General features: G+C 39.5%; 14 protein-coding genes. 3 read left to right on the top strand and 11 right to left on the bottom strand.

The genetic code is table 11. The annotated features are described in order from the left end of the window. Window positions 1-4: 4 nt before the first annotated feature. Entirely contained in the window at window positions 5-670 is a 666-nt protein-coding gene (locus ABDK00_RS18310; protein ID WP_346237389.1) for a sterol desaturase family protein, read from the bottom strand. A 141-nt stretch (window positions 671-811) separates the two neighbouring features. After that, the gene (locus tag ABDK00_RS18305; protein ID WP_346237388.1) at window positions 812-2059 is read right to left on the bottom strand and encodes a serine hydrolase; all 1248 of its coding nucleotides are present in this window, start codon (window positions 2057-2059) and stop codon (window positions 812-814) included. 76 nt (window positions 2060-2135) lie between these two features. On the opposite strand from ABDK00_RS18305, the gene gcvT reads away from it, so the two are divergent. Both gcvT and ABDK00_RS18295 read left to right on the top strand, forming a co-directional pair. Beyond that, window positions 2136-3221: a glycine cleavage system aminomethyltransferase GcvT gene (gcvT, locus tag ABDK00_RS18300; protein WP_346237387.1), complete on the top strand. Its 1086-nt coding sequence runs from the start codon at window positions 2136-2138 to the stop codon at window positions 3219-3221. 22 nt (window positions 3222-3243) lie between these two features. Next, window positions 3244-3969 carry a 2-phosphosulfolactate phosphatase gene (locus tag ABDK00_RS18295; RefSeq protein ID WP_346237386.1) on the top strand — a complete coding sequence of 242 codons (726 nt, stop codon included), beginning with the start codon at window positions 3244-3246 and terminating at the stop codon, window positions 3967-3969. Window positions 3970-4098: 129 nt separating this feature from the next. Here the strand turns inward: ABDK00_RS18295 and ABDK00_RS18290 are convergent, their stop codons facing one another. The 4 genes from ABDK00_RS18290 to ABDK00_RS18275 form a co-directional block, all read right to left on the bottom strand. Further along, window positions 4099-5769: a RagB/SusD family nutrient uptake outer membrane protein gene (locus tag ABDK00_RS18290; RefSeq protein WP_346237385.1), complete on the bottom strand. Its 1671-nt coding sequence runs from the start codon at window positions 5767-5769 to the stop codon at window positions 4099-4101. Window positions 5770-5780: 11 nt separating this feature from the next. Continuing rightward, on the bottom strand, window positions 5781-9089 hold the full coding sequence (locus ABDK00_RS18285; protein WP_428400355.1) for a SusC/RagA family TonB-linked outer membrane protein: 3309 nt from the start codon (window positions 9087-9089) through the stop codon (window positions 5781-5783). A 193-nt stretch (window positions 9090-9282) separates the two neighbouring features. Beyond that, on the bottom strand, window positions 9283-10344 hold the full coding sequence (locus ABDK00_RS18280) for a FecR family protein (protein WP_346237383.1): 1062 nt from the start codon (window positions 10342-10344) through the stop codon (window positions 9283-9285). A gap of 49 nt (window positions 10345-10393) precedes the next feature. Beyond that, a complete protein-coding gene (locus tag ABDK00_RS18275; RefSeq protein WP_346237382.1) occupies window positions 10394-10942 on the bottom strand; it encodes an RNA polymerase sigma factor in 549 nt (182 codons plus the stop codon). A 560-nt stretch (window positions 10943-11502) separates the two neighbouring features. Between ABDK00_RS18275 and ABDK00_RS18270 the strand changes: the two genes are divergently transcribed. Then, window positions 11503-12723 (top strand): tyrosine-type recombinase/integrase, encoded by a 1221-nt coding sequence (locus ABDK00_RS18270; RefSeq protein WP_346237381.1) that lies wholly within the window; start codon window positions 11503-11505, stop codon window positions 12721-12723. A 310-nt stretch (window positions 12724-13033) separates the two neighbouring features. On the opposite strand, the gene ABDK00_RS18265 is transcribed toward ABDK00_RS18270, so the two are convergent. The 5 genes from ABDK00_RS18265 to ABDK00_RS18245 form a co-directional block, all read right to left on the bottom strand. Further along, on the bottom strand, window positions 13034-14320 hold the full coding sequence (locus ABDK00_RS18265) for an erythromycin esterase family protein (RefSeq protein ID WP_346237380.1): 1287 nt from the start codon (window positions 14318-14320) through the stop codon (window positions 13034-13036). A 280-nt stretch (window positions 14321-14600) separates the two neighbouring features. Further along, complete coding sequence (locus ABDK00_RS18260; protein WP_346237379.1) at window positions 14601-15563, bottom strand: hypothetical protein; 963 nt, start codon at window positions 15561-15563, stop codon at window positions 14601-14603. Window positions 15564-15631: 68 nt separating this feature from the next. Further along, entirely contained in the window at window positions 15632-17338 is a 1707-nt protein-coding gene (locus ABDK00_RS18255; protein ID WP_346237378.1) for a restriction system-associated AAA family ATPase, read from the bottom strand. Continuing rightward, complete coding sequence (locus ABDK00_RS18250; protein WP_346237377.1) at window positions 17338-18774, bottom strand: restriction endonuclease subunit S; 1437 nt, start codon at window positions 18772-18774, stop codon at window positions 17338-17340. Before ABDK00_RS18250 ends, ABDK00_RS18255 begins: the two co-directional genes overlap by 1 nt. Next, window positions 18774-20387, bottom strand: coding sequence for a class I SAM-dependent DNA methyltransferase (locus ABDK00_RS18245; protein ID WP_346237376.1), 1614 nt, complete (start codon window positions 20385-20387; stop codon window positions 18774-18776). Before ABDK00_RS18245 ends, ABDK00_RS18250 begins: the two co-directional genes overlap by 1 nt. Window positions 20388-20390: the final 3 nt, after the last annotated feature.

Below are 20390 nucleotides of genomic sequence, written 5' to 3'. Positions count from 1 at the left end.
GCATTTACTTTTTGCCAAACATCAGTTCTTTCACCTTTTCTTTGTCTTCCTTTTCCTTTTTAAGGTCGAACATGGTTCCAAAAACATGATCCCAGATGGTGCTGCTTACGCCAAAGCCTTTGTGTTCATCTTTGTAATGATGTAAATGATGGTTGCGCCATAAACCTTTCATCCATTTAAACGGAGGATTCCATGCGTGAATGGCGTAGTGCATGGTTCCATACATCAGGTAGCCCAGCATGAAACCGGGGAAAAACATAAAGGTATAGCGCCCCAGCAGCAGGAAAAATAAGCTGAACAGGACCGAAGCTATAATAATGCTCGGAACCGGCGGCATAAAAAGGCGCTGCCGGTCGCGCGGGTAGTGGTGATGGTTGCCATGCATGACATAGGCAATTTTTTTAGCGGTAGGATTGTCGCTTACCCAATGAAAAATATAACGGTGTGCGATATATTCAAAAAAAGACCAGAAAAACATCCCGCAGAAAAAAATCAGGAATACATAAGCCACAGAAAAATTAAGCGTGGTGGCGCTATAATACAATAGATAGGAAATCACCGGAATATAGATACCCCAAATCACGAGCGGATGCGTTTTTGTCAGCATCTCCAGATAGTCGTTCTTAAAAAGCCTCGCCTGCCCCTTGTTATGAATCTTTTCAAATTTCATGGCCCGAAATTATGACAAAACAAAAAAATGGAAATTATAAAGTGATCTTATTTTGCACCAGATCAACAAAAATGATGCTAATCAAACTACAATATGCAAAGCAAAAGGTTCATTTTCAAGGCTGTTTTTTAAGTGCATGGATCAATCATAATGAAGCTGCCAGGCCGCTAAATCGGGCTTTCGGCGCCGTTTTCTTTTGAGTTCGTACTCATAAATTTTTGTGCCCACCTCTTTAAAAAACGGGTATCCCGTCTCCACATATTCATATTTGTTGTCGTTGAGCACCCCATCGCTATTAACATAAATACATCCGCTTAACATAAACTCGACCTGATGCTTGAAGTCGACGATATAGCAGACATCGGTTAAAAACCCGTGGCTCCAGCCGGTTTTATTAAAGCATCTGATATGATCGGGTATTTTTTGTTGGCCATCCTTAAAAAAGAAAAATTTGGTATAGCTGTCAAAGAATTCTGTTGTATCATAATGCGGGTATTGGCTTTCAGATGGCTTTTCCGACATATATTGATAGAGTTTTTTATAATCATCGTCGGTAAGGTGAAACCGCTTCTTTTTGTCGACCGATTGCGGGAATAGCACGGATTGCATCATCAATTGCAAATCCTCCAGCGGCGCCCTGTTATGGGTGGTAAAATCGTAAGGTGCATTCACAAATTTGTCGTCGCTGTCGAGGTGCGCGCGGCCCAGAAGGATTTTTTTACTGAAATCAAAGCGGGCCTGGCTTATGGCAGGCGGTTGCCGATACTGTAAATTGCCTTCGTGTAAGAACCGGATTGGGTTGGTGTGCTTATTTTCTTTGGCATTCATTTTCACAAAGCGGCGGGTGATGCGCAGCTCATTATAACCTTTATTCCAAAGCGTTTCATTGAGATACTGCTGTCCGCAAAATTCATATAAACGATTGTAGGCGTCGTTATCGCTGACGAGGAAAATCTTTTTTATATAATGGTCAATCGAAGGCAGTCCGCTTTTTGCAGTCTTATCGGAAAGCACGGCCGTTTGCCCTTTGAAACTGCTGTCAGTTAGCATAGGGCTATACTTATCAATGTTTTTATCGCGCAGCGAATTTATCTTTTCCAATGCCACAAGCGCGGTCGGCAGCTTCACCATCGAGGCGGGGTAGAAATAGCGCCCCCGATCTACATTGAGATAATAGTTGGTGAAAATCGGCCGGTTATGGCGGTCGCGGTCAATTTTAGTATAAATCAGTTGATATTGAAACGTTTCGGGATTGTCTAAAACCTGAAGCAGCTGCGGTGTGGCATCTGTTTTTAATAGCGTTTCCAGCCAGGAATTGTGTTTTAATTGAGCGTTTAGGGCCATCGTAAAATGGGTGAAAAAGTACATCAGTAAAATAAATACCTTCATCAGTAAAAGGTAAATGATAAAACGCAAATATCAAATAGAATTTGCCATTACCTTTGGCGCGCAAAAAAGTGTATATATGAAGCAAACTCCTTTTACAGAAAAACACATCGCCCTCGGGGCCAAAATGGCTGAATTCGCCGGCTACCATATGCCTATCAGTTACACAAGTATCAATGAAGAGCACCACGCCGTAAGAAAAGTGGCGGGCGTGTTTGACGTAAGCCACATGGGCGAATTTATTTTAAAGGGAGCCAATGCGCTGCCGCTGATACAGCAGGTTACAACCAACGACGCCTCTAAGCTTAAAAACGGACAAGCGCAATACAGCGCCCTTACCAATGAGCAGGGAGGTATTATCGACGATTTGCTGGTGTATTGCATTGAAGAGAATAAAGTATACATGCTGGTTGTAAATGCCGCCAACATTGAGAAAGACTGGAATTGGATTTATCAGCATCAGACCGAAGAAGTAGAGATGCATAATATTTCTGACCAAACCGCGCTGCTGGCCGTTCAGGGGCCCAAGGCCACAGAGATATTGCAACCGCTGACGGATATCGACATCATCAACCTTAAATATTACACGTTTGCAAAAGGTACATTTGCGGGCGTAGATAATGTGCTGATCAGCGCAACCGGATACACTGGCGCGGGCGGCATAGAAATTTATTTTGAAGATAAAGAGGGTGCGGCGGATAAGATCTGGAATGCCATTTTTGAAGCCGGGCGCCCGAAGGGATTGATTCCAGTAGGCCTTGCTGCCCGCGACACACTGAGGCTCGAAATGGGATATTGCCTGTATGGCAACGACCTGAGCGATAATACAACGCCACTCGAAGCCGGACTGGGCTGGGTAACCAAATTCACTAAAACCTTTACCGGCAAAGAAGTGTTGGAACAACAAAAAGCCAGTGGTGTACTCCGCCGGCTGGTGGGCTTTGAGCTCGAAGAAAAAGGAATTCCGCGCCAGGGTTATGATATTGTAGATAAGGATGGCAGTACAATTGGCGTCGTTACTTCCGGAACCCAGTCGCCGACACTGGGAAAGCCGATTGGGCTGGGCTATGTAAAAAAAGAATTTGCGGGAATTGGGTCTGATATTTTCATAAAAGTCCGCGACAAACAACTGGCCGCTAAAGTTGTAAAAATGCCTTTTGTTTAATCCGCTTTAAATTATTTTCTGAATGGCTCAAAACCCCACTTTATATACGTCGCTTTCGCCGGCGCTGTTACACTTATATGATGTGAAAGACAGTGTGGTCGTGGTGATCGACGTTTTCCGGGCTACATCGACTATTGCTGCGGCATTACACAACGGCGCAAAATATATTATTCCCGTAGATACGGTGCCCAAGGCCGTAGAAATCAGTGCGGCCGTGGGCGGCATCGCGGCCGGGGAGCGCGACGGCAAGCTGGCGGAAGGCTTGCATCATGGCAATTCGCCGCTGGAATACACGAAAGACTTTATTGAAGATAAGATTCTGGTGTTGACCACCACGAATGGAACGCGTTTGCTGCACATGGCGCTGGTGAACGGGGCCGACGACGTGGTGACGGGATCTTTTCCCAACCTTTCCTGTGTTTGTAATTATTTGATTAAGCAAAATAAAAACGTGATCCTGGCCTGCGCCGGATGGAAAGACCGGTTTAATATTGAAGACGCATTGTTTGCGGGCGCCGTGATCAGCAAGGTCAAAAGCCATTTTACAATTCATTGCGACAGTTCATTTATGGTCGAGCAGCTTTATAGCCAACACCAGCACGACCTGTTGAAGTTTGCCGAAAACCTTACCCATTATCACCGGTTGGTAAACCGGTTTGGCTATATCGACGATATCGCCTTTTGCCTTACCGAAGACGTTGCCGATGTGTTGCCTTTGTATAAAGAGGAAAAGCTGGTGAAAGGGTGAGGGGTGTTTATAATTGGCGTTCGTTTTGATTTTATTAGGGATAAAAAATCGTCAAAAAGCAGATTCAAAGCTACAAAGAAAAGGCTACGCTAATACGGCGTAGCCTTTTTAAATGAAAAGCCATATTTATCAGTATCCTTTTGATGCCTGAGCTGTGGCTAATTTCGGGTTTCTGTCGACAGCAGATTGCGGGTAAGGCATCAGGAGGTATTTGTTGTCCCAGGTACGTTCCTGCACCCTCGAGTTGTTAAGGTCGAAGATCGTCGTCATAACGGCGCCTGCGACTCCCCAACGACGGATGTCAAAAAATCGCTGTCCTTCTCCGGCAAGTTCAATTCTCCGTTCGTTTCGGATCAATGTTCTTAATGTTTCTTTGGTATTGTAGATGGACTGATTTATAGGAGGCATGCCGGCCCGGTCTCGTATGTCGTTTAATGCGCTGTAAACACTTGCATCTGGCCCGCTTACTTCATTTTTCGCCTCCGCGTAAGCAAGCAGTATTTCGGCATAACGGATGATGGGAAAGTCCTGGGCTCCGTCCCAATCGGTAGCAATATAAGCGGGGTCAACCAGTTTTCGGAAATTGTAGCCAGTCTTGCTATTGTTGTTGTTCACGCCCGATTTCCACGAAAAAGTAAATCCGTCTGAGTAGCGTTTCCAGGTTACCGAAGGAAAGAGTACGCTGGCGTACAAACGAGTATCCCTGTTTTTAAATTCTGAAAAGAAAGCGGCATTGGGGCTACCATCGTTAAAATTGGATGCTCTTACTGCAGGTGTAACCGGTGTAAACGGTGTACCATTGCGGTTCCAATAGGAATTTACGAGGCTTTGGGTAGGTGTTATAGAGCTCCAGCCACCCAAGACCGAAGGAGGGAGCAATGTGTTTAATCCATTTCCCCATTCATAAGAAGAGTTGGTTATGGCCTGAGACGCTAAAATAATTTCTTTGCTGCTGACCTCATTCGCTGCCCAAAACTGTTGTTCATAGCTGGCCAGCCCTTTGTAAAACCGTGCCTTATCGTCGCCATTGGCAAAGTCCACCAGCGTAGAAAAATCATCGGCCATATCCGCGGCGGACACCGTGCCTACCCGGAAAAGTTCATATCCAAGACCCATCACTTTCTGGGCACTTGTTACAGCATCGCCCCATTTCTGAAAATGTAATTGTATTCTGGTGAGCATGGCCCAGGCGGCGCCACGGGTTACTCTTCCTGTTTCCGTTCCCGATCCGCCAGCGTAGGTGGTTGGTAAAATATCCGCTACATCCTGAAGTTCCGCGATGGAGAAATTGATGACCTCCTCCTGCGAATTGGGATCAACGGCGGCTTCCAGCGGATCCGAATAGCTGTTTTTTAATAAAGGAACGGGGCCAAAAGTGGCAGCAAGCTGATAATAAACAAAAGCTCTTATCGCCCGTGCTTCGGCAATATATCTGCTTTTCGTTGCATCATCCAGAGGGGCCTTGTCTACGTTATCGAGAAAATAATTAAGCGTTCTAATCGACTGATACCGGCTGTTGTAACCGGCGTCGCGCGAAGGATCAATATTCCCGGCGCTTATAAAGGTGGCGTTGCTCTCCCAAGGGTATTGAGCGTATGCATTGTCAGAGGAACCGTCGTCGTAAGCGTAGTTGTAGCCATATTGAAGCGAGCTGTAACAGGCGTTAAGAGCCAACAGGGCGTCCTTGGAAGATTTCCAAAAGCCGTCTGTTGAAATCTGGTCCTGCGGAGTTAGCTCCAGTTGTCGGGAGCAACTTAAAAGAAAAATAAAAAGGAAACTATATAGAATAAAACGTTTCATAAAAGAATTTTTTAAAGAGTTAAGTTGATACCGAATGAATAAGATTTCAATTGCGGATAGGCCGCCCTGGTAGACGCTGATTCCGGATCAAAATCTCTCATTTTTTTATCGCCTCTTATTGTGAACGGATTATTGCTGGAAAGATAAATGCGTAATCCTTTGATATGTGCTTTTGCAAGTACGGCCTCTGGAATCGTGTATCCCAAAGACAAAGATTTAATACGGAAGTAATCCGCGTTGAAAAGCCAGAAGCTGGAAAGTTGCAGGTTCTGTGAGTTGGCTGCCGATCTTAAAACGCGGGGATATGAGGCATTGGGGTTCGGGTTATCAGCCGTCCAGCGGCCTAATACATATTCCTTTACACCTGCGCCGTTGAAAAAAGCCTGCGAAGCTTCGTTGGCCAGATATACTTTCACGCCTGAAACTCCTTGTCCGATAACCGACATGTCAAACCCTTTGTAACTCAATGCTGCGTTTAACCCATAATTAAAATACGGAACATCATTGCCTGCGACGATTCGATCATCTCCATTAATCACATTGTCTCCGTTCTGATCTACATATTTAATGTCACCAGCTTTTGTGCCTGAGAACTGGGTGGCATGTTGCGCCACTTCCTCGTCGCTTACAAACAGGCCATCCGCTTCGTACATGTAAAAAGAGCCTACGGCTTCTCCCACCCGGTTAATATAGTAAGTGCCGGTAATCATATCCGTGCCGCTATTGCTGAGGCTGATGATTTTGTTTTTAACCTTAGCCAGGTTTCCACCGATTGAATACTTAAACTCCCCTACCTGATCGCTATAATTTACCGAGAGTTCAATACCGCGGTTCTGCACTTTCCCTACATTTCTCGACGGGTACTGCGTGTTGGACAGGCCTGCCTCGGCAGGAACCGACTCGTCTTGTAACAAAATTCCTTCGGTTATTTTGTTGAATACGTCCGCCTGCAAAGTCAGCTTGTTTTGTATAAAGCCGGCTTCAACGCCGATATTCGTCATTGTAACTTTTTCCCACGATAGGGCGGGATTAAACAATTTGCCCGGAGACACACCATCCTGCTGCTTTTGATCCAGAATGCCTACGGTGCCCGATGTTAAGCCATCATAGAAATCATAGTTGCCTACATTGTTGATATTACCCAGCTTACCCCATGATCCTCTTAATTTTAATTCAGATATCCAGGAGCTGTTTTTAAGAAAATCTTCTTCTGAAAGACGCCATGCGCCTGAAAAGGAAGGGTAATACCCCCAGCGATGGCCTGGTGCAAACCTTGAAGCTTCGTCTGCCCTAAAATTGGCTTCCAGAAAATATTTTTCATCATAAGAATAATTGAGTCTTGTAAACAAAGAGAAGAGCGCGTACTGCTGAATACCGCCGGTGGCTGCCGTATTGACAGGGTCAGTTGAACCAGCGTCAATAGCATCGAGCTCATTGGTCACAAAGTTTTTTCTGATGACTTGTATCGTGCGTGCGTTATTATTTTCATAAGAACTACCCACCAATAAACGCCCTACATGCCGATTAATTTTCGTTTCATAACTACCCGTTAACTGACCTAATATATTGGCAGTGTTTTGCCAGTTTTCTGTCAGCTGATTCACTGTAACTGCGGTAGAATTGAGAGGCGCGCCGGTATTAAAATTGATAATGGGGTCCATCCGGTTGATGAAAGCAGAACTGATGTAGTTGTAGTTGTTGTAGGAAAATAAGCCGTTAAAGTCAAGTCCCTTTACGGGAGAAAATGTTCCGTTCAGGTTGCCAATAAACCTGTTCCCTACCGATGAGTTGCGGCCGCCTTCCTGCAATCTTCTTACAGGGTTATCAGCCGCAAGCGTCGCGTCAATAACGCCTCCATTGATGCTGCCCCATTCGCCATTTGATTGTTTATTTACCAAAAGCGGCGTCACCCGGTTCAGGCTTACAAAGCTTAATGCGCCACTTTCGCTGTTTATATGATCTCGTATATACGATAGATTAGAACCTATTTTGAATTTATCAGATACCTGAGATTCTACGTTCGAGCGGAATGAAAACCTGTTCAGGTCCTTATCAGGAATGAGCGATCCCTGTTTAAAAAAAGCGCCGCTAAAATAGTAACGCGTGGTGCCGCCGCCCATTACACTAACCTGGTGTTCGGTAATGGGCGCTGAAGATCTAAGTGCAAGCTCATACCAATCGGTATTTGGAAAACTATCCGGGCTTGACTGGTTTTGTATTTTCTCCAATTGTGCCGTAGAAAAGGGCGCTGTTCCGCCGGCATTTACCGCCGCTTCATTGCTGAGAATAGCGTAATCGTAAGAACCCAGCCAGTGAGGCAGCACTGTTGCTTTTTGCGATCCGTAATAGCCGTTATAATTAACTACGGCTTTTCCTCCCTTTCCTCTTTTAGTTGTCACGAGGATGACGCCATAAGCGGCCCTTGACCCGTAGAGAGAAGCGGCTGCTGCGTCTTTTAGAACAGACATGCTTTCAACATCTGCTGGGTTAATTCGGGCAAAATCACCAGCGGTTACCGGCACCCCGTCCACAATGTATAAGGGCCCCGAAGATCCAAGATTACCCCTACCTCTTACGTTAATAGAACCGATATCGCTACCCACATCACCGGGGCGGGACAAGACGACCATTCCGGGAATCAAACCCTGTAGAGAATTGGTCAGCGATGTTACCGGACGATTTACCACCTGGCTGGTATTGAGTGTGTTTACCGACCCAGACAGGTTAACACGTTTTTGTGTTCCATAGGCAACGACCACCACTTCATCCATTTTGGTTTCCGTGGTTTTTAATATAATGTTGATCGTCTCCGAATCTACCATTACTTCCTGCTCTATAAAACCGATTGCAGAAACTAATAACACTGCGCCGTCAGCGACTTCCAGCGAAAAGGCGCCCTTTGCGTCAGTGGTTGTCCCCGTGGTGCTTCCCTTAACGACCACCGACGCGCCCTGAATGGGTTGCCCCGATTCACCCACAACCGTGCCGTTAACGGTCATCATAATGTGCTCGAGCAGCTCTTCGCGACTTTTATAAAGAACGACCTTTGTCTTGTTAATGATCTTCCATTTGATGTCCGTGTCCCGTAGCGCTTTTTTTAACACGTCGCGGACACCTGCTTTTTCTGCATTGATAAAAATCGGTGCGTAGATGCTAAAATCATCTTCGCTGTAATAGAAGCGATAACTGGTTTGCTTTTCAATTGTTTTAAAAACATCCTCCAGCCGAATGCTTTCGGCTTTCATATTGATCGTTTCCTGCGCGTGGTTGACTGCGGAAACCTGCAAAGCAATCAGTAAAAAGAAGAGAGATAATTTCATAATTAAGAGCGCCTTTCTGATAAGGCATAACCCTCCCCGCGGAAAGGAGCGAGTTGATTTTTCCATAACTTTGTTTTTAAGTTTTTAACATTTGACAATTAGTGTGAAAACTTTCTTTTGGAGAATGTTTGCCGCATTCTCCATTTTCATTTTTTATTCATTACTGTTTCATCATGGGCAAGTTTTTTTGGTTTTAATAAATAGTAATCGTTTTTCCTTCAGCTTTGTATTGAAATGGCTTTATAATCTGCAATATTTGAAGAATATCTTCGATATTATTTTCTTCGAAACTTCCGGTATATCTATATTTCTCGACGGCCGGGTTGTTCATCCGGATGGTCACGTCGAACTGCCGTTCCAGGTCTTTGATAATTTCGGAGAAGGCCTTGTTCGAATAAACCATTTTGTTTGAGATCCAGGAGGTCTCGGCGACAAGGGAATCTATCTGCGTAACAGGCGCGAGTTGAAAAGCTTTGTCTTTTGTCTCGGCGCTCTCCATTAATGATTTGTCGATGATCAGCTTGTCGGAGGGCTTTAGGGTAAACGTTTTACTGCCTTCTACCGAAACCTCTACTTTGCCTTTTATCAACGATGTTTCAAGTCTTTCTTCTCCAGGGTAATCGCGCACGTTAAACCGCGTACCTAAAACTTTGATATCCGCTTTAGAAGTGTGCACAATAAAGGGCCTGCCGGCATTATGTGCAACATCAAAATAGGCCTCACCGGTCAGCCGAACGTTTCTCGAGGGTTTATTAAAATTTTTGCTATAAGATATTTTGCTGTCCGCATTTAATATAACTGTGGTTCCGTCTGGGAGAATCAGTTTAGATTTTGACCCTTTTTGGGTGATCATTTCATTGAAGTTTTTCCCCATTGCTTCGGGGCGCTGTTTATTATAAACAACAACGGCAATGGCGACAATGAAGGTCAGCATCGCCGCGCCCAACAAGTATTTGAAAGGGAAGCGAGATATTTGTAAAGAAGGGCTGGTGACTGGCACTTCTTTATGCAGCTCTTTTTCCTGATTGGAAGCAAGGTAAATTTTACTATAATAGTGTGCCAAATAAGCCTCTTGCGCGTGAGCCTGCGCTTTCTCGGTATTATAAGAAGGCTTGCTTAGTTCATCATTTAAAAACCGGTACGCTGGATATTGGGCCAAAAGAAATTCCAACTCCTTTAAATCTTCGGCAGATGCCCGACGAGAGATTTTTAAAGCAATCAGGTCGTATATTCTTTTTTCAAAATCGTTGCCCATATATTTATATAGACTTGAAAAAAAGAATTTACCGTTAGAGCAAGACCAATTATTTTTTCCCCGTAAGATATTCCTGTAGCTGCACCCTGATGCGTTTTAAGGCTGTCCTCATATGTGCTTCAATGGTATTTTGAGAAATATCAAGTACTGCTGTAATTTGTTTATATGAAAAGCCCTCTTGTTTGGCCAGCCGGAAAACGAGTTGGCATTGTTGCGGAAGCGATGAAATAGCTTTTTCAATTTCCCAGCCTGTTTCGGTGTTTATATAAAGCGTTTCCGGTGTAATTCCTGTTTTTTGGTCCAGGTCATCGATGTCAACAACCTTGGTTTTTTGCTTTGATAACCAAGTTATTGACGCGTTCCTGGCGGTTTTGAAAAGATAGGCCTGGATGTCATCAACGTAGCCTAAGCGGGATTCCATGATCCATATTTTTAGAAAAGTATCCGACACAATCTCTTCTGCTACTTCAAAATTTTTTACAAAGTTGAGGCAGAATCTGAATAGCCCGGGATGGAAGTGTAGAAACAGGGTTTTATACGCCTGTTCGTCGCGTGTATAAGCGATCTGCTGTACAAGATATGGGATATTCTCAGGCAAAATAAATGATAACTATATAATAAGGCTTGGTTAATTGTTTGATAATATCAATTCGTTAGGACCACCTAAGGTAGAAAAGCTTTTAATATAATTTTTGTTTTTTGCCGTGCAATCGAATGCGCAGTTTAAACTCGGCAGAGCGTGGAGCGCTCAATTAATTATCCTTTTGTTTGAGTAAAATTAAAATGGCGATGTCAGAGAGAGGGTTAGCTTTTGATTGGTGTTGAAGCCCTCGGCTTTAATGCCCTCGAATATTTATGTTGAAAAAGATGCAAGCAATTGGCGTCCCTATGTTTACCCCAATAAAAAAAGCTCCATATAATCAATTAAAAATCAATCATATAGAGCCTTGTGTTGTGGTCCCACCTGGGCTCGAACCAGGGACCACCTGATTATGAGTTTCAAAAAGGTTGTTTGTTGTTAGGGTTACTAAGTTGTAGTTACTCGCTGAAAGCCTTTACGCTGTTGGGTTGCGCAGCATTAGTTTTTATATTTGATACATTATCTTTTTTCTTAGATATCCCTATTTATGTATCAAATTATGTATCAAATTTAGAACTATGAAAAAATCAACGATTACTTGTATAGTGATTCCTGACCTTAGGAGGGCTACCAATGATAAAAAATATCCACTAAAACTAAGAATTACATTTAAAGGCCAACGGAGATACTTTGGAACTGGGCATTCCATTAACTTACAGCAGTGGGACAAAATTAATTCTGAAAATTCCAAAGGTCGTCTACGCAAAATAAGAAATGATATAGCAGAAATAGAAAATAGGGCTTCCGAATTAGCCAACAAGTTATCTCCATTTAATTTTTCTGCATTTCAGGATATTTTTTTTGAAAAACCCATCCAATATGAATCACTCAAATCAAGTTTTGAGAAGTTAATACAAGACGTTGCAGGACAAGGTCGGGCAGGAAGTGCGAATGCTTATAAAACCGCAATGATCGCCTTTTATAAATTTCAGCCTAAGGCACTGCTGTCGTCAGTAAACGTGAGTTTTCTAAGGTCTTTTGAAAATTGGATGCTGACGAAAGGGAATAGTTTAACGACTGTCGGTATATATGCCAGAGTACTTCGTATTATTATAAATAAAGCTATCGCACATAAATATTTCAACGTTTCGGACTATCCATTTGGTAGAAATAAATATCTTATACCAGCCGGTAGAAAAGCAAAAAGAAGTTTGAATATTCAAGAGTTGAAAAAAATATTCGAGTATAAGCCAAGTGAAAATAATTACTACGAGCGTCGTTCAATAGATTTCTGGAAACTGACTTATTTAGCTAATGGTATTAACATGGCTGATATTGCACGTTTAAAATGGGATGAAATGTACACCGACTCTATTTTATTTTACCGGCAGAAAACTTTGCTTACCAATCGCCAAAATGCTGTACCAATTGAAATAGTACGCAATGAAATGATCAATAGTATCATTCACAAATGGTCTGACAAATCCACTTCGTACATTTTCAATATTATCTCGGAGGAGGACGATCCTTTTGCTGCCAACGCAAAAATTAAACAATTTACAAGAGTTACAAATGAGTGGATGAAAAAAATCGGCAATAAATTAGGCATTAGTACTCCATTGACAACATATGTAGCCAGACATTCTTTTTCTACTATTTTGTTAAGAAGTGGAGCAAGCGTTGAGTTTATATCGCACAGTTTAGGTCATTCGGATATAAAGGTCACTCAAAATTATTTATCCGGCTTTAATATTGAATTAAAAAAGGAGAGAATGAAAGCGCTAACAGATTTTTGCTAACTAGGAAGAAGTTGGTCTTTCCTATTCAAAATTTAAATATTATATTTTTAGTTTAACTTGACACAATTATGATCTTTGATATATGCTTAAGTTCATTATTATAGATATATTTAAGTTGTGCAGAGTCGCAAGTCCTCCCAATCAAATTGCGGTAAATACGATTTTTCGATTACGCTCAAAACTGGCCCTTGATATGCGTTTTATTTATTAAGTGCCTTAGTCGTTGAATTTAATGCTTATAGAGACTTTTTGATTTTCATACAAAAAATGGGATTATATTAGTTACTAGTGTTAGATCCATTACTGATCACTATTTTGTAATTATACTTTTTGAAATGCAAGGCTTAGCTCTTTTTATATATAGAACACCGTCATATATCTTTGTCCAGTCTTGTTCATAATCAGAATGGATATAAGTTCTCATATAAAATGGCTTGATTTGAGGAAATTCAAGGTTTTTTAAATTTACAAATCCGAAGTCAAAGTTTTTAGTATGCATCCATGATTCAATACTATTTTTCTTGATTTTGGTTGATTTCTCTAACTTTCTACCAAAGAGTTTGGCTGACCCTTCGAAACAGGTAACTCCTAATGTATACGTTTGCTTGAAGAGAAGGGTATCTTTAGATAAATAATAGCCCATACTTTTGTGGTCCATATAGGATGAGTCTTCTAATTGTGGCTCTATATGCCCGTTATGCGCCCAAACGATAATTTTTTTATTTGCATATTTATTATTAGCCAACCATTTTAAATTTTCCGCCATTTGAAAGTCATTTAACGGATATTCCTTTTTATGCAATTTAAAATCATCGCTATGATAATATAGTAAGCGTTTATAATTGTATAGTAATCCATTAAAAACATGAATATAAAAATCAATATCGGTTTTACAAATGAAGGCTAATGATTTTCTTGAATTGACTTGGTCTATAATTTTAGGTAGTATTTTTATAAGGCTGTCTAACAGGTTTGGATCATCTCCTTTCCATGCGTAGGTTATCTTTGATCTAAAAAAGTCGTATTCAGGAGTATTGACAAATGAGACTTGCATTAGTCTAAGAAAAGAATCTATTTTTGAGGCAATGTTTTTCAAACTATATGCACTGTAAAGTCGATTATCCATTCCGCTTAGTATAATTTCATTCCCGTGCAAACCTAGCGACGTTTCAGCAAGATATCGAAAAAGCGTATGAGTTTGTAGGCATTGGGTCCAAACTGGATAAATTGAAAGAAAAACGAGGCTATCATAGGAAATGTCACCTTTTTTAAAAAGATTAAAAGTTTCATTTAAAGTAAAAAAATCGCTTTCAAATACAATAACATCAAAGCCTTTTCTTTCATGTAAAAACCTGACAATACGCGACTTCAGCTTAAATGTTTCTCCATCACCGTGGTGAAATTCCCCAAGCATTACTATTCTCTTGTCATCTATGGCTTGTCCCAACTGCTGTAAATCCGCAAATGACGTATCATTTATATCAGAGCTTTTGATTTCTTGGGTGTTATCAATAACATATTTTTCAATCTGACATACAGCTCTAGTATAGAAAATTAGAAACAAAAAGGTTATAAAGAAAATTTTTGACTTGTTCATCCATTTGATTTTAATAGAAAGTTTTTTATCTTTTAAAATACGAAATGTTCAATTTAATTATAATCCAAAGTTTAGAACTACTGCCAAGCATAATTACCTATCATGTTAACCGAAGCGCCTGAGGGTTCTTAATTTTTGGGGAATTTGTTTTTAATTCATTTTTCTCAACGTGGAAGGGTGGAAACTCTTTTGCAAGCTTTGGTCTGTGCTTGGACTTGTGCAGCTTGCAAATGTCCTTACACTTGTGCGTTGGCTTGTATCGATTTCTGTTTTCATAATCTTATGTATTAACAGCTTCCAGAAAAGGAATTTTTAAAAAATTTTTCTCATAGTATTTATTCCTTCCTAGATCTTCTAAATGTTCTTTAAGTGATATACCTCTGTTTATTAAACTATTTGAAAAGTACTCTTCATAGTAAACGGTCATTTCCTCAGAACAACATAATGCTTTGTAATTATCTTTAACTCCAAATATCCTTTCCCAATTATCAACTTTGAATTGATTTGCAGTGTTTGAAAGCTGTATATCAATATCTGCATCCGTTAGCGTTTTGCAGTATGGTTTCAATAATTTGATCTTAATGTCTATATCATACTTGAATTTGCTAAATGGATAAAAAGCTACTCTCGGAATCTTATTTTCATTCTTCTTTCCTTTATCTACTATTTCTAATAGTGTATCTTTATCTAGCTTATATTTTTCGTTACACGTATCACAAATTGGAATAAGATTTTTAAAATTAACGCCAACAAAAGGATATACACTTTTAGGTAGATAGTGATCTAATGCACTGCGATGCTTATGAAATTGATTTAAAATCATTCCTACACCACAACATCTGCAAGTGGTTTTTCTCCCTATGAAATTTTTGTAATAATTATTTATCTGCTCGTATTGATTATAGAAACAAGCAATTTTTAAACAATCCACATAAAGTGAGTCACAGAAAATTCGAATTTCTTTTGCCAGCTCTTTGTTTATTGCTTCAATTTCTTTATAGCGTATTGGTTGCAAGATGCCATCACAGAGTTTCTCTATTTGTCCATTGTTGTGTACTGCCTTTTTTAGTAATCTAATATTACTTTTATCTAGAGTTTTACAAATCTTAAAAATTTTATTTAATGGCGTATGCAAATGCTTTTTATTAGTGCCAGCTATCAAATTCCAATATTTGGGCAACACCATATTTTGGGAAATGCTTTTCTGTTTGAATTTCTTAGCTTTTAAAATCACTTCAAGCATTATGTAATTTACGAATGAATTTACCTTATGTAATTTTGAAAATTTGAATTCGTATGGCTGTAGCATAATTATTTATTCTCACTTACTTCTTTAATTGCCAATAATTTTTCAATCGAGTCGCCGAACTCAGCATTTACTTTTTCTATGAATACTTGTTCATTATGTTTATTTTCCTCTTTCAACTCGCTTAATCGTTTCAAAGCAAAGTCGCCAATGGTGTTCTTGCTTTTAAATACTTTATGCGTCAATATATTTACAGAAGTTCCATAAGTGTCAATTCCCAATTCACTTGCTTTCTTAGCCGTTGTATCGCCTTTGCTATCTTTCTCAAAAAGAACCACATTATCAGGTAAACAATCCGAAATGATAAAAGGAGAGTGAGAAGTAAGTAAAACGTCTTTTAACAAGTGAACATTGAAGTTGCCATTTGGTAAATCCTTTGGATTTCCTGCTGTGATGCTGTCGTTTAGAATTTTAATAAACTTAGCTCTCCAACTCGGATTGAAATGTGTCTCGGGTTCGTCTAATAAAAGAAGTGAACGTCTGTCTTTTAGCAACAAACAAATTCCCATTGTATGAATAAACTGATGCTCACCGTCTGAAAAGCTTCTTAAAAGCAAATCTTTTTCTACGCCAGTTCCTTTAATTTTCTTAGTGATGTAGAAATCCAAAAAATGAAAAACATCTTGTCTTGGATTGCCAACCGGAAGCTTTCCATCAGTGTAAACACCTTTAGAACGATAAACATCTTCTTTGGTAATTTCATCAACAAAGTGATTATTTAGCTCATATAAAAGCCTGAAAAAATGAAAGCATTCTAAACCCGAACGGAAATGTTCTTTGAAAGCTGCTTTAGTTGCTTCATTTACAAAAAAGTCTAACCAAAGTGTCTGTGTCTTTTGGTCTAAATGCCAGGAAGTAGAACAGTTTTTCAGATTGGCAAGTTGATTCTGTTCTATCAACCAAAGTATAGGGATGCTTTTCTTTTCGTCAGGAAATTCAAGGTTGTGTAGATGAATATTCATCCTGAAACTTCGCAGACCCAAAATGCCTGTATTGTCAATGTTTCTGAGTGGAGCCAGCGTTTCATCATTTTCAAACAGCAAACAACATAAAAGCACTGCTTGGCTCATATTGTTATCAATGTATATCAAACTGTTCTCCGATTCTTCAAAACTGCTGTAATTGTCTCGTGCAGCCTGTCGGTATTCGTCCAAATGTATTAAGCGACTTTTAATGAATGGCAAACTCAAAATTTCGTTTTCTCCTGAGGAATAGCCAATAATATGAGCAGGTAAATAAACTTTGCCTTCTGCTGCACTATCTCTTGCCTTTGGTGGAACTAGAGAAACTTCTCTTTTCTCCGTGCTTTCATCAAAGGGAAACGACTGAATGAACATTTTTGGCTCTTTGCCTTCCTCCTTTTTTATAGTCACTTTGTCAAAAAAGTAAAGTGCATAAGCCGTTCTATTGTGTTGACCAATTAGATATTCTAATGTAAAGGCATCAGGTGTGCATTCATTGCGTTTAAAGTTATTTTGGTCTTTGATGCTTTCAGGCAGATAGCGAGCCACACAAACTTCTAGATGATAAAAAATATTGGCTAATGCTTCTAATACGTTGCTCTTGCCGCTTCCGTTTAAGCCTGCGAAACAGAAAGGCCGAAATTGTTCCATTGCTTTGGTGTCTGCCAAAGTATGGAAGTTAATTTCAAAACCATTTTGCAAGCTTCTGAAACCATATTCATTTTCTATTTTTAGACTCAATAATTTCATTAAACAGTGAGAGTTACTTTTTTTGTTTTCTCATCAAATACTTGTTTCACTTTGCCTTCCTTGATTAGCTCAAACACAAAGCTTTTTGCCTTGTCATAGGTTTGCTGTTCGTAAAACCTATTTTCGTTTAGTTCGTCAGTATTTAATCTTTCAAGGAACAATCTTATTGAACCTGAATTACTATTCTCCTGGAAGAATTGAAAATCATTTTCAAGCAATACTTCCAAATCAACCGCAGTATTAAAATCTAATTCGCCTTTAAATGCTTGTTGACTTAAACCACCAGCTAAGCTCTCTATATGCTCTTTAGATTTTCTTAAAGTAGTTAAAGTCTGAGCAATTTTTAAGTAAATTGATTTGAAACGATTTTGAAGTTCAATAGGTGGTTTTAAAATTTCAATGTTTTGAAATTCTTGTGCGTTTATGTTTGCCATACCAACAATATTTTTACACATTGAAAAAAGCGTTTGTTTTCCGTGTTTTGAGTTTAAATAACCCCATAAATAGTGAGTGTTAGCCAGCTTGTTAGATCTTACTCGAATTAAATAACCAGCGATTACCATCTCATTCTCACTATCAAAAATTCCAGTTTTACCAACTAACTCCTTTGAGTTGGTTCTGTTAAAAAGTAAATCATCCTTTTGAACGATATATTTTTCCCTTTCTTTTTCTTCGATATTGATGTATTTAAGGTTGCTGTAATCCATATAACCTTCATAAGTAATATTGTTCATTCTCAAGTATGGAAAGTTACCATTTTCTTCTGCTGGCTTACTGGTTCCATATTTTACTTCATCGACAACATTTCTTATAATTCCTTTTTCCCAACCCTTTTCATTCTTAACTGGATCTCCAAACATCTCCAAAAACGTAGCTCTCAACAATTCATCATATTTCTTTATCGTTTCTTCCCTTTTATCCAAAATGGCTTTTGCCTTGTCTAGTATAGCTACAATCTTGTTTTGGGTTTCGAGGTCGGGAAGAGGGATTTCAAGATTATCTATATGCTCATTCTTAAGATTATTGATATTGGCACCTTGAGCTAGGTTGCTTATCGTTTTTCTGTAGTAATCTGTCTTAAAATAAAAACTGACATACTTTGGATTGACTAACTCACTGTTTGGTCTTATGACTTTACAGAAAGCACCAAATGTGTAACCTTGATTCTTTTCGATGTAAACAGATTTGCCAACTATATCAATGCTGCCACTTGATGCCGCAATTAGAATATCTCCAGATTGCAAATACTGTTGATTAGAAACATTCTTTTCAGATACATAGACTAAGTCATCTAGATTTGAAATGTTTGATGTGCCAATATTCCCTGCTCTTAACAAAGGAATAAAACCATCTGCGTTTTCTTTGCTAATATCTTCAGGTTTGTAAGAAACACCCCTGATTTGTTTAGTGATTGTTTTAAGAAAAACTTTCTCCATTATCCAATCAAGTTTTTAAGTTCCTGCATATCTTTTTGGATTTCGGATTCTAATTGAAACAAGGCATCCAATATCTTTTGCGGTGGTTCATAGGTTTGCTCTTCATATTCAAACTTTTTATAGCGGTTATAGCTCAAGTCTAATCCATTATCTTGTATTTCAGAAATAGGCACATAGAAATGATTTGTTCGTTCTATTGGTGTGTCAATTGCTCTGTTTTGGTATGCGTCCACTGCAATTGGTAAAGGATTTTCTGCCAATTTCTTTCTGTTGTCATCAAGGCTGTATCCGTCATTTTTCAATTCATAAAACCATACTTTCTCTGTATGCCAAGTTTGACTGTTTTCCTCTGCTTTGGTGAAAAGCAAAATAGCCGTTTTTACACCTGTGTATGGCTTGAATGCCCCTGCTGGCAAGGAAATAACCGCTTCTAATTGGTTGTCCTTTAATAGGATTTCTCTCGTTCTCTTTTGGTTTTTGCTGCTTCCAAAAAGAACACCTTCAGGAATGATGACCGCTGCTCTGCCACCACTTCTAAGCATTTTTGAAATGCGGACTAAAAATAAGAGTTCGCTTTGTGTGCCATCTATTTTTAGATGATCACTCATTCCACCTTTATCAATTCTTCCTGTAAATGGTGGGTTTGCCATTATTACAGAATACTCTCCATCCTTATAGGTTTGATCGTATTTTTTAGAAAGTGTGTCAGTGTTTTCAATCTGGGGAATTTTAATCCCGTGGAGCATTAGGTTCATTAAACCAATTCGAACCATTGTTTGGTCAACATCAAAACCAAAAAATGTATTTTCATTTAGATAGTCCCAAACTTCTTGCTTAATGATTTTATCACCGCCATATTTTTTGAAACGCTTCAAACCGTTTTCATCTTCTGTAATTTCTTCGGGGCTTGTATATTTTGTGAGAATGTGTTGATATGCACCTACCAAAAAGCCACCAGTTCCGCAAGCAGGGTCGCAAATTTTGTCAGTCCAATCGGGGTCAATTAGTTCACATATAAATTGAATCAAGTGTCTTGGTGTTCTAAACTGTCCGTTCTTACCCGATGAACCAATTTCATTGATTAGATATTCGTAAACGTCTCCTTGTGTATCTTGGAACTGCTGACCTTCATTTTGCTGCTTCTTAATATCTTCAAATATTTCATCAATGGCTTTTACCGCTTCATCTAATAAAGCAGAGTTGTTAATAATGAAAATGGCATTTTGCATATGCCTTGTATAAGGTTGTAAAGGGTCGTTCAGATTTTTAATAAATGGGAATGCCATTTTAGAAACTCTCTCAAGCATTCCTTCGGGATCGAGTTTATTAAATTGCGACCAGCGGCAATCATCTGCACTTTCAAAAACAGGATTATTATTTTTGTCAATTACGGGATTTCCTTTTTCGTCTAATTTAGGACGAATAAATAATGTCTTATATTCAACACCAGCAAAAGTCGCTTTTGTCTGGGCATCTAAATCTGTGTCATCAATCCTACGCATAAAAAGCAAATAAGAAATTTGCTCTATAGCGGTAATTGGGTTGGTGATTCCTCTGCTCCAGAACTTATCCCAAAGCTTATTGATTTTCGATTTTAATTCGTTTGATAACATACT

This window comes from Niabella insulisoli (assembly GCF_039652435.2).
In the GTDB taxonomy this organism is placed as follows: domain Bacteria; phylum Bacteroidota; class Bacteroidia; order Chitinophagales; family Chitinophagaceae; genus Niabella; species Niabella insulamsoli.
The sequence above is the reverse complement of the archived record's forward strand: the minus strand, read 5'-3'. Positions and strand labels throughout refer to the sequence as shown.

Excerpts from the sequence above, each read along its gene's own strand:
- ABDK00_RS18310 (WP_346237389.1), bottom strand. The coding sequence starts at position 670 with ATGAAATTTGAAAAGATTCATAACAAGGGGCAGGCGAGGCTTTTTAAG.
- ABDK00_RS18305 (WP_346237388.1), bottom strand. The coding sequence starts at position 2,059 with ATGAAGGTATTTATTTTACTGATGTACTTTTTCACCCATTTTACGATG.
- gcvT (WP_346237387.1), top strand. The coding sequence starts at position 2,136 with ATGAAGCAAACTCCTTTTACAGAAAAACACATCGCCCTCGGGGCCAAA.
- ABDK00_RS18295 (WP_346237386.1), top strand. The coding sequence starts at position 3,244 with ATGGCTCAAAACCCCACTTTATATACGTCGCTTTCGCCGGCGCTGTTA.
- ABDK00_RS18290 (WP_346237385.1), bottom strand. The coding sequence starts at position 5,769 with ATGAAACGTTTTATTCTATATAGTTTCCTTTTTATTTTTCTTTTAAGT.
- ABDK00_RS18285 (WP_428400355.1), bottom strand. The coding sequence starts at position 9,089 with ATGAAATTATCTCTCTTCTTTTTACTGATTGCTTTGCAGGTTTCCGCA.
- ABDK00_RS18280 (WP_346237383.1), bottom strand. The coding sequence starts at position 10,344 with ATGGGCAACGATTTTGAAAAAAGAATATACGACCTGATTGCTTTAAAA.
- ABDK00_RS18270 (WP_346237381.1), top strand. The coding sequence starts at position 11,503 with ATGAAAAAATCAACGATTACTTGTATAGTGATTCCTGACCTTAGGAGG.
- ABDK00_RS18265 (WP_346237380.1), bottom strand. The coding sequence starts at position 14,320 with ATGAACAAGTCAAAAATTTTCTTTATAACCTTTTTGTTTCTAATTTTC.
- ABDK00_RS18260 (WP_346237379.1), bottom strand. The coding sequence starts at position 15,563 with ATGCTTGAAGTGATTTTAAAAGCTAAGAAATTCAAACAGAAAAGCATT.
- ABDK00_RS18255 (WP_346237378.1), bottom strand. The coding sequence starts at position 17,338 with ATGAAATTATTGAGTCTAAAAATAGAAAATGAATATGGTTTCAGAAGC.
- ABDK00_RS18250 (WP_346237377.1), bottom strand. The coding sequence starts at position 18,774 with ATGGAGAAAGTTTTTCTTAAAACAATCACTAAACAAATCAGGGGTGTT.
- ABDK00_RS18245 (WP_346237376.1), bottom strand. The coding sequence starts at position 20,387 with ATGTTATCAAACGAATTAAAATCGAAAATCAATAAGCTTTGGGATAAG.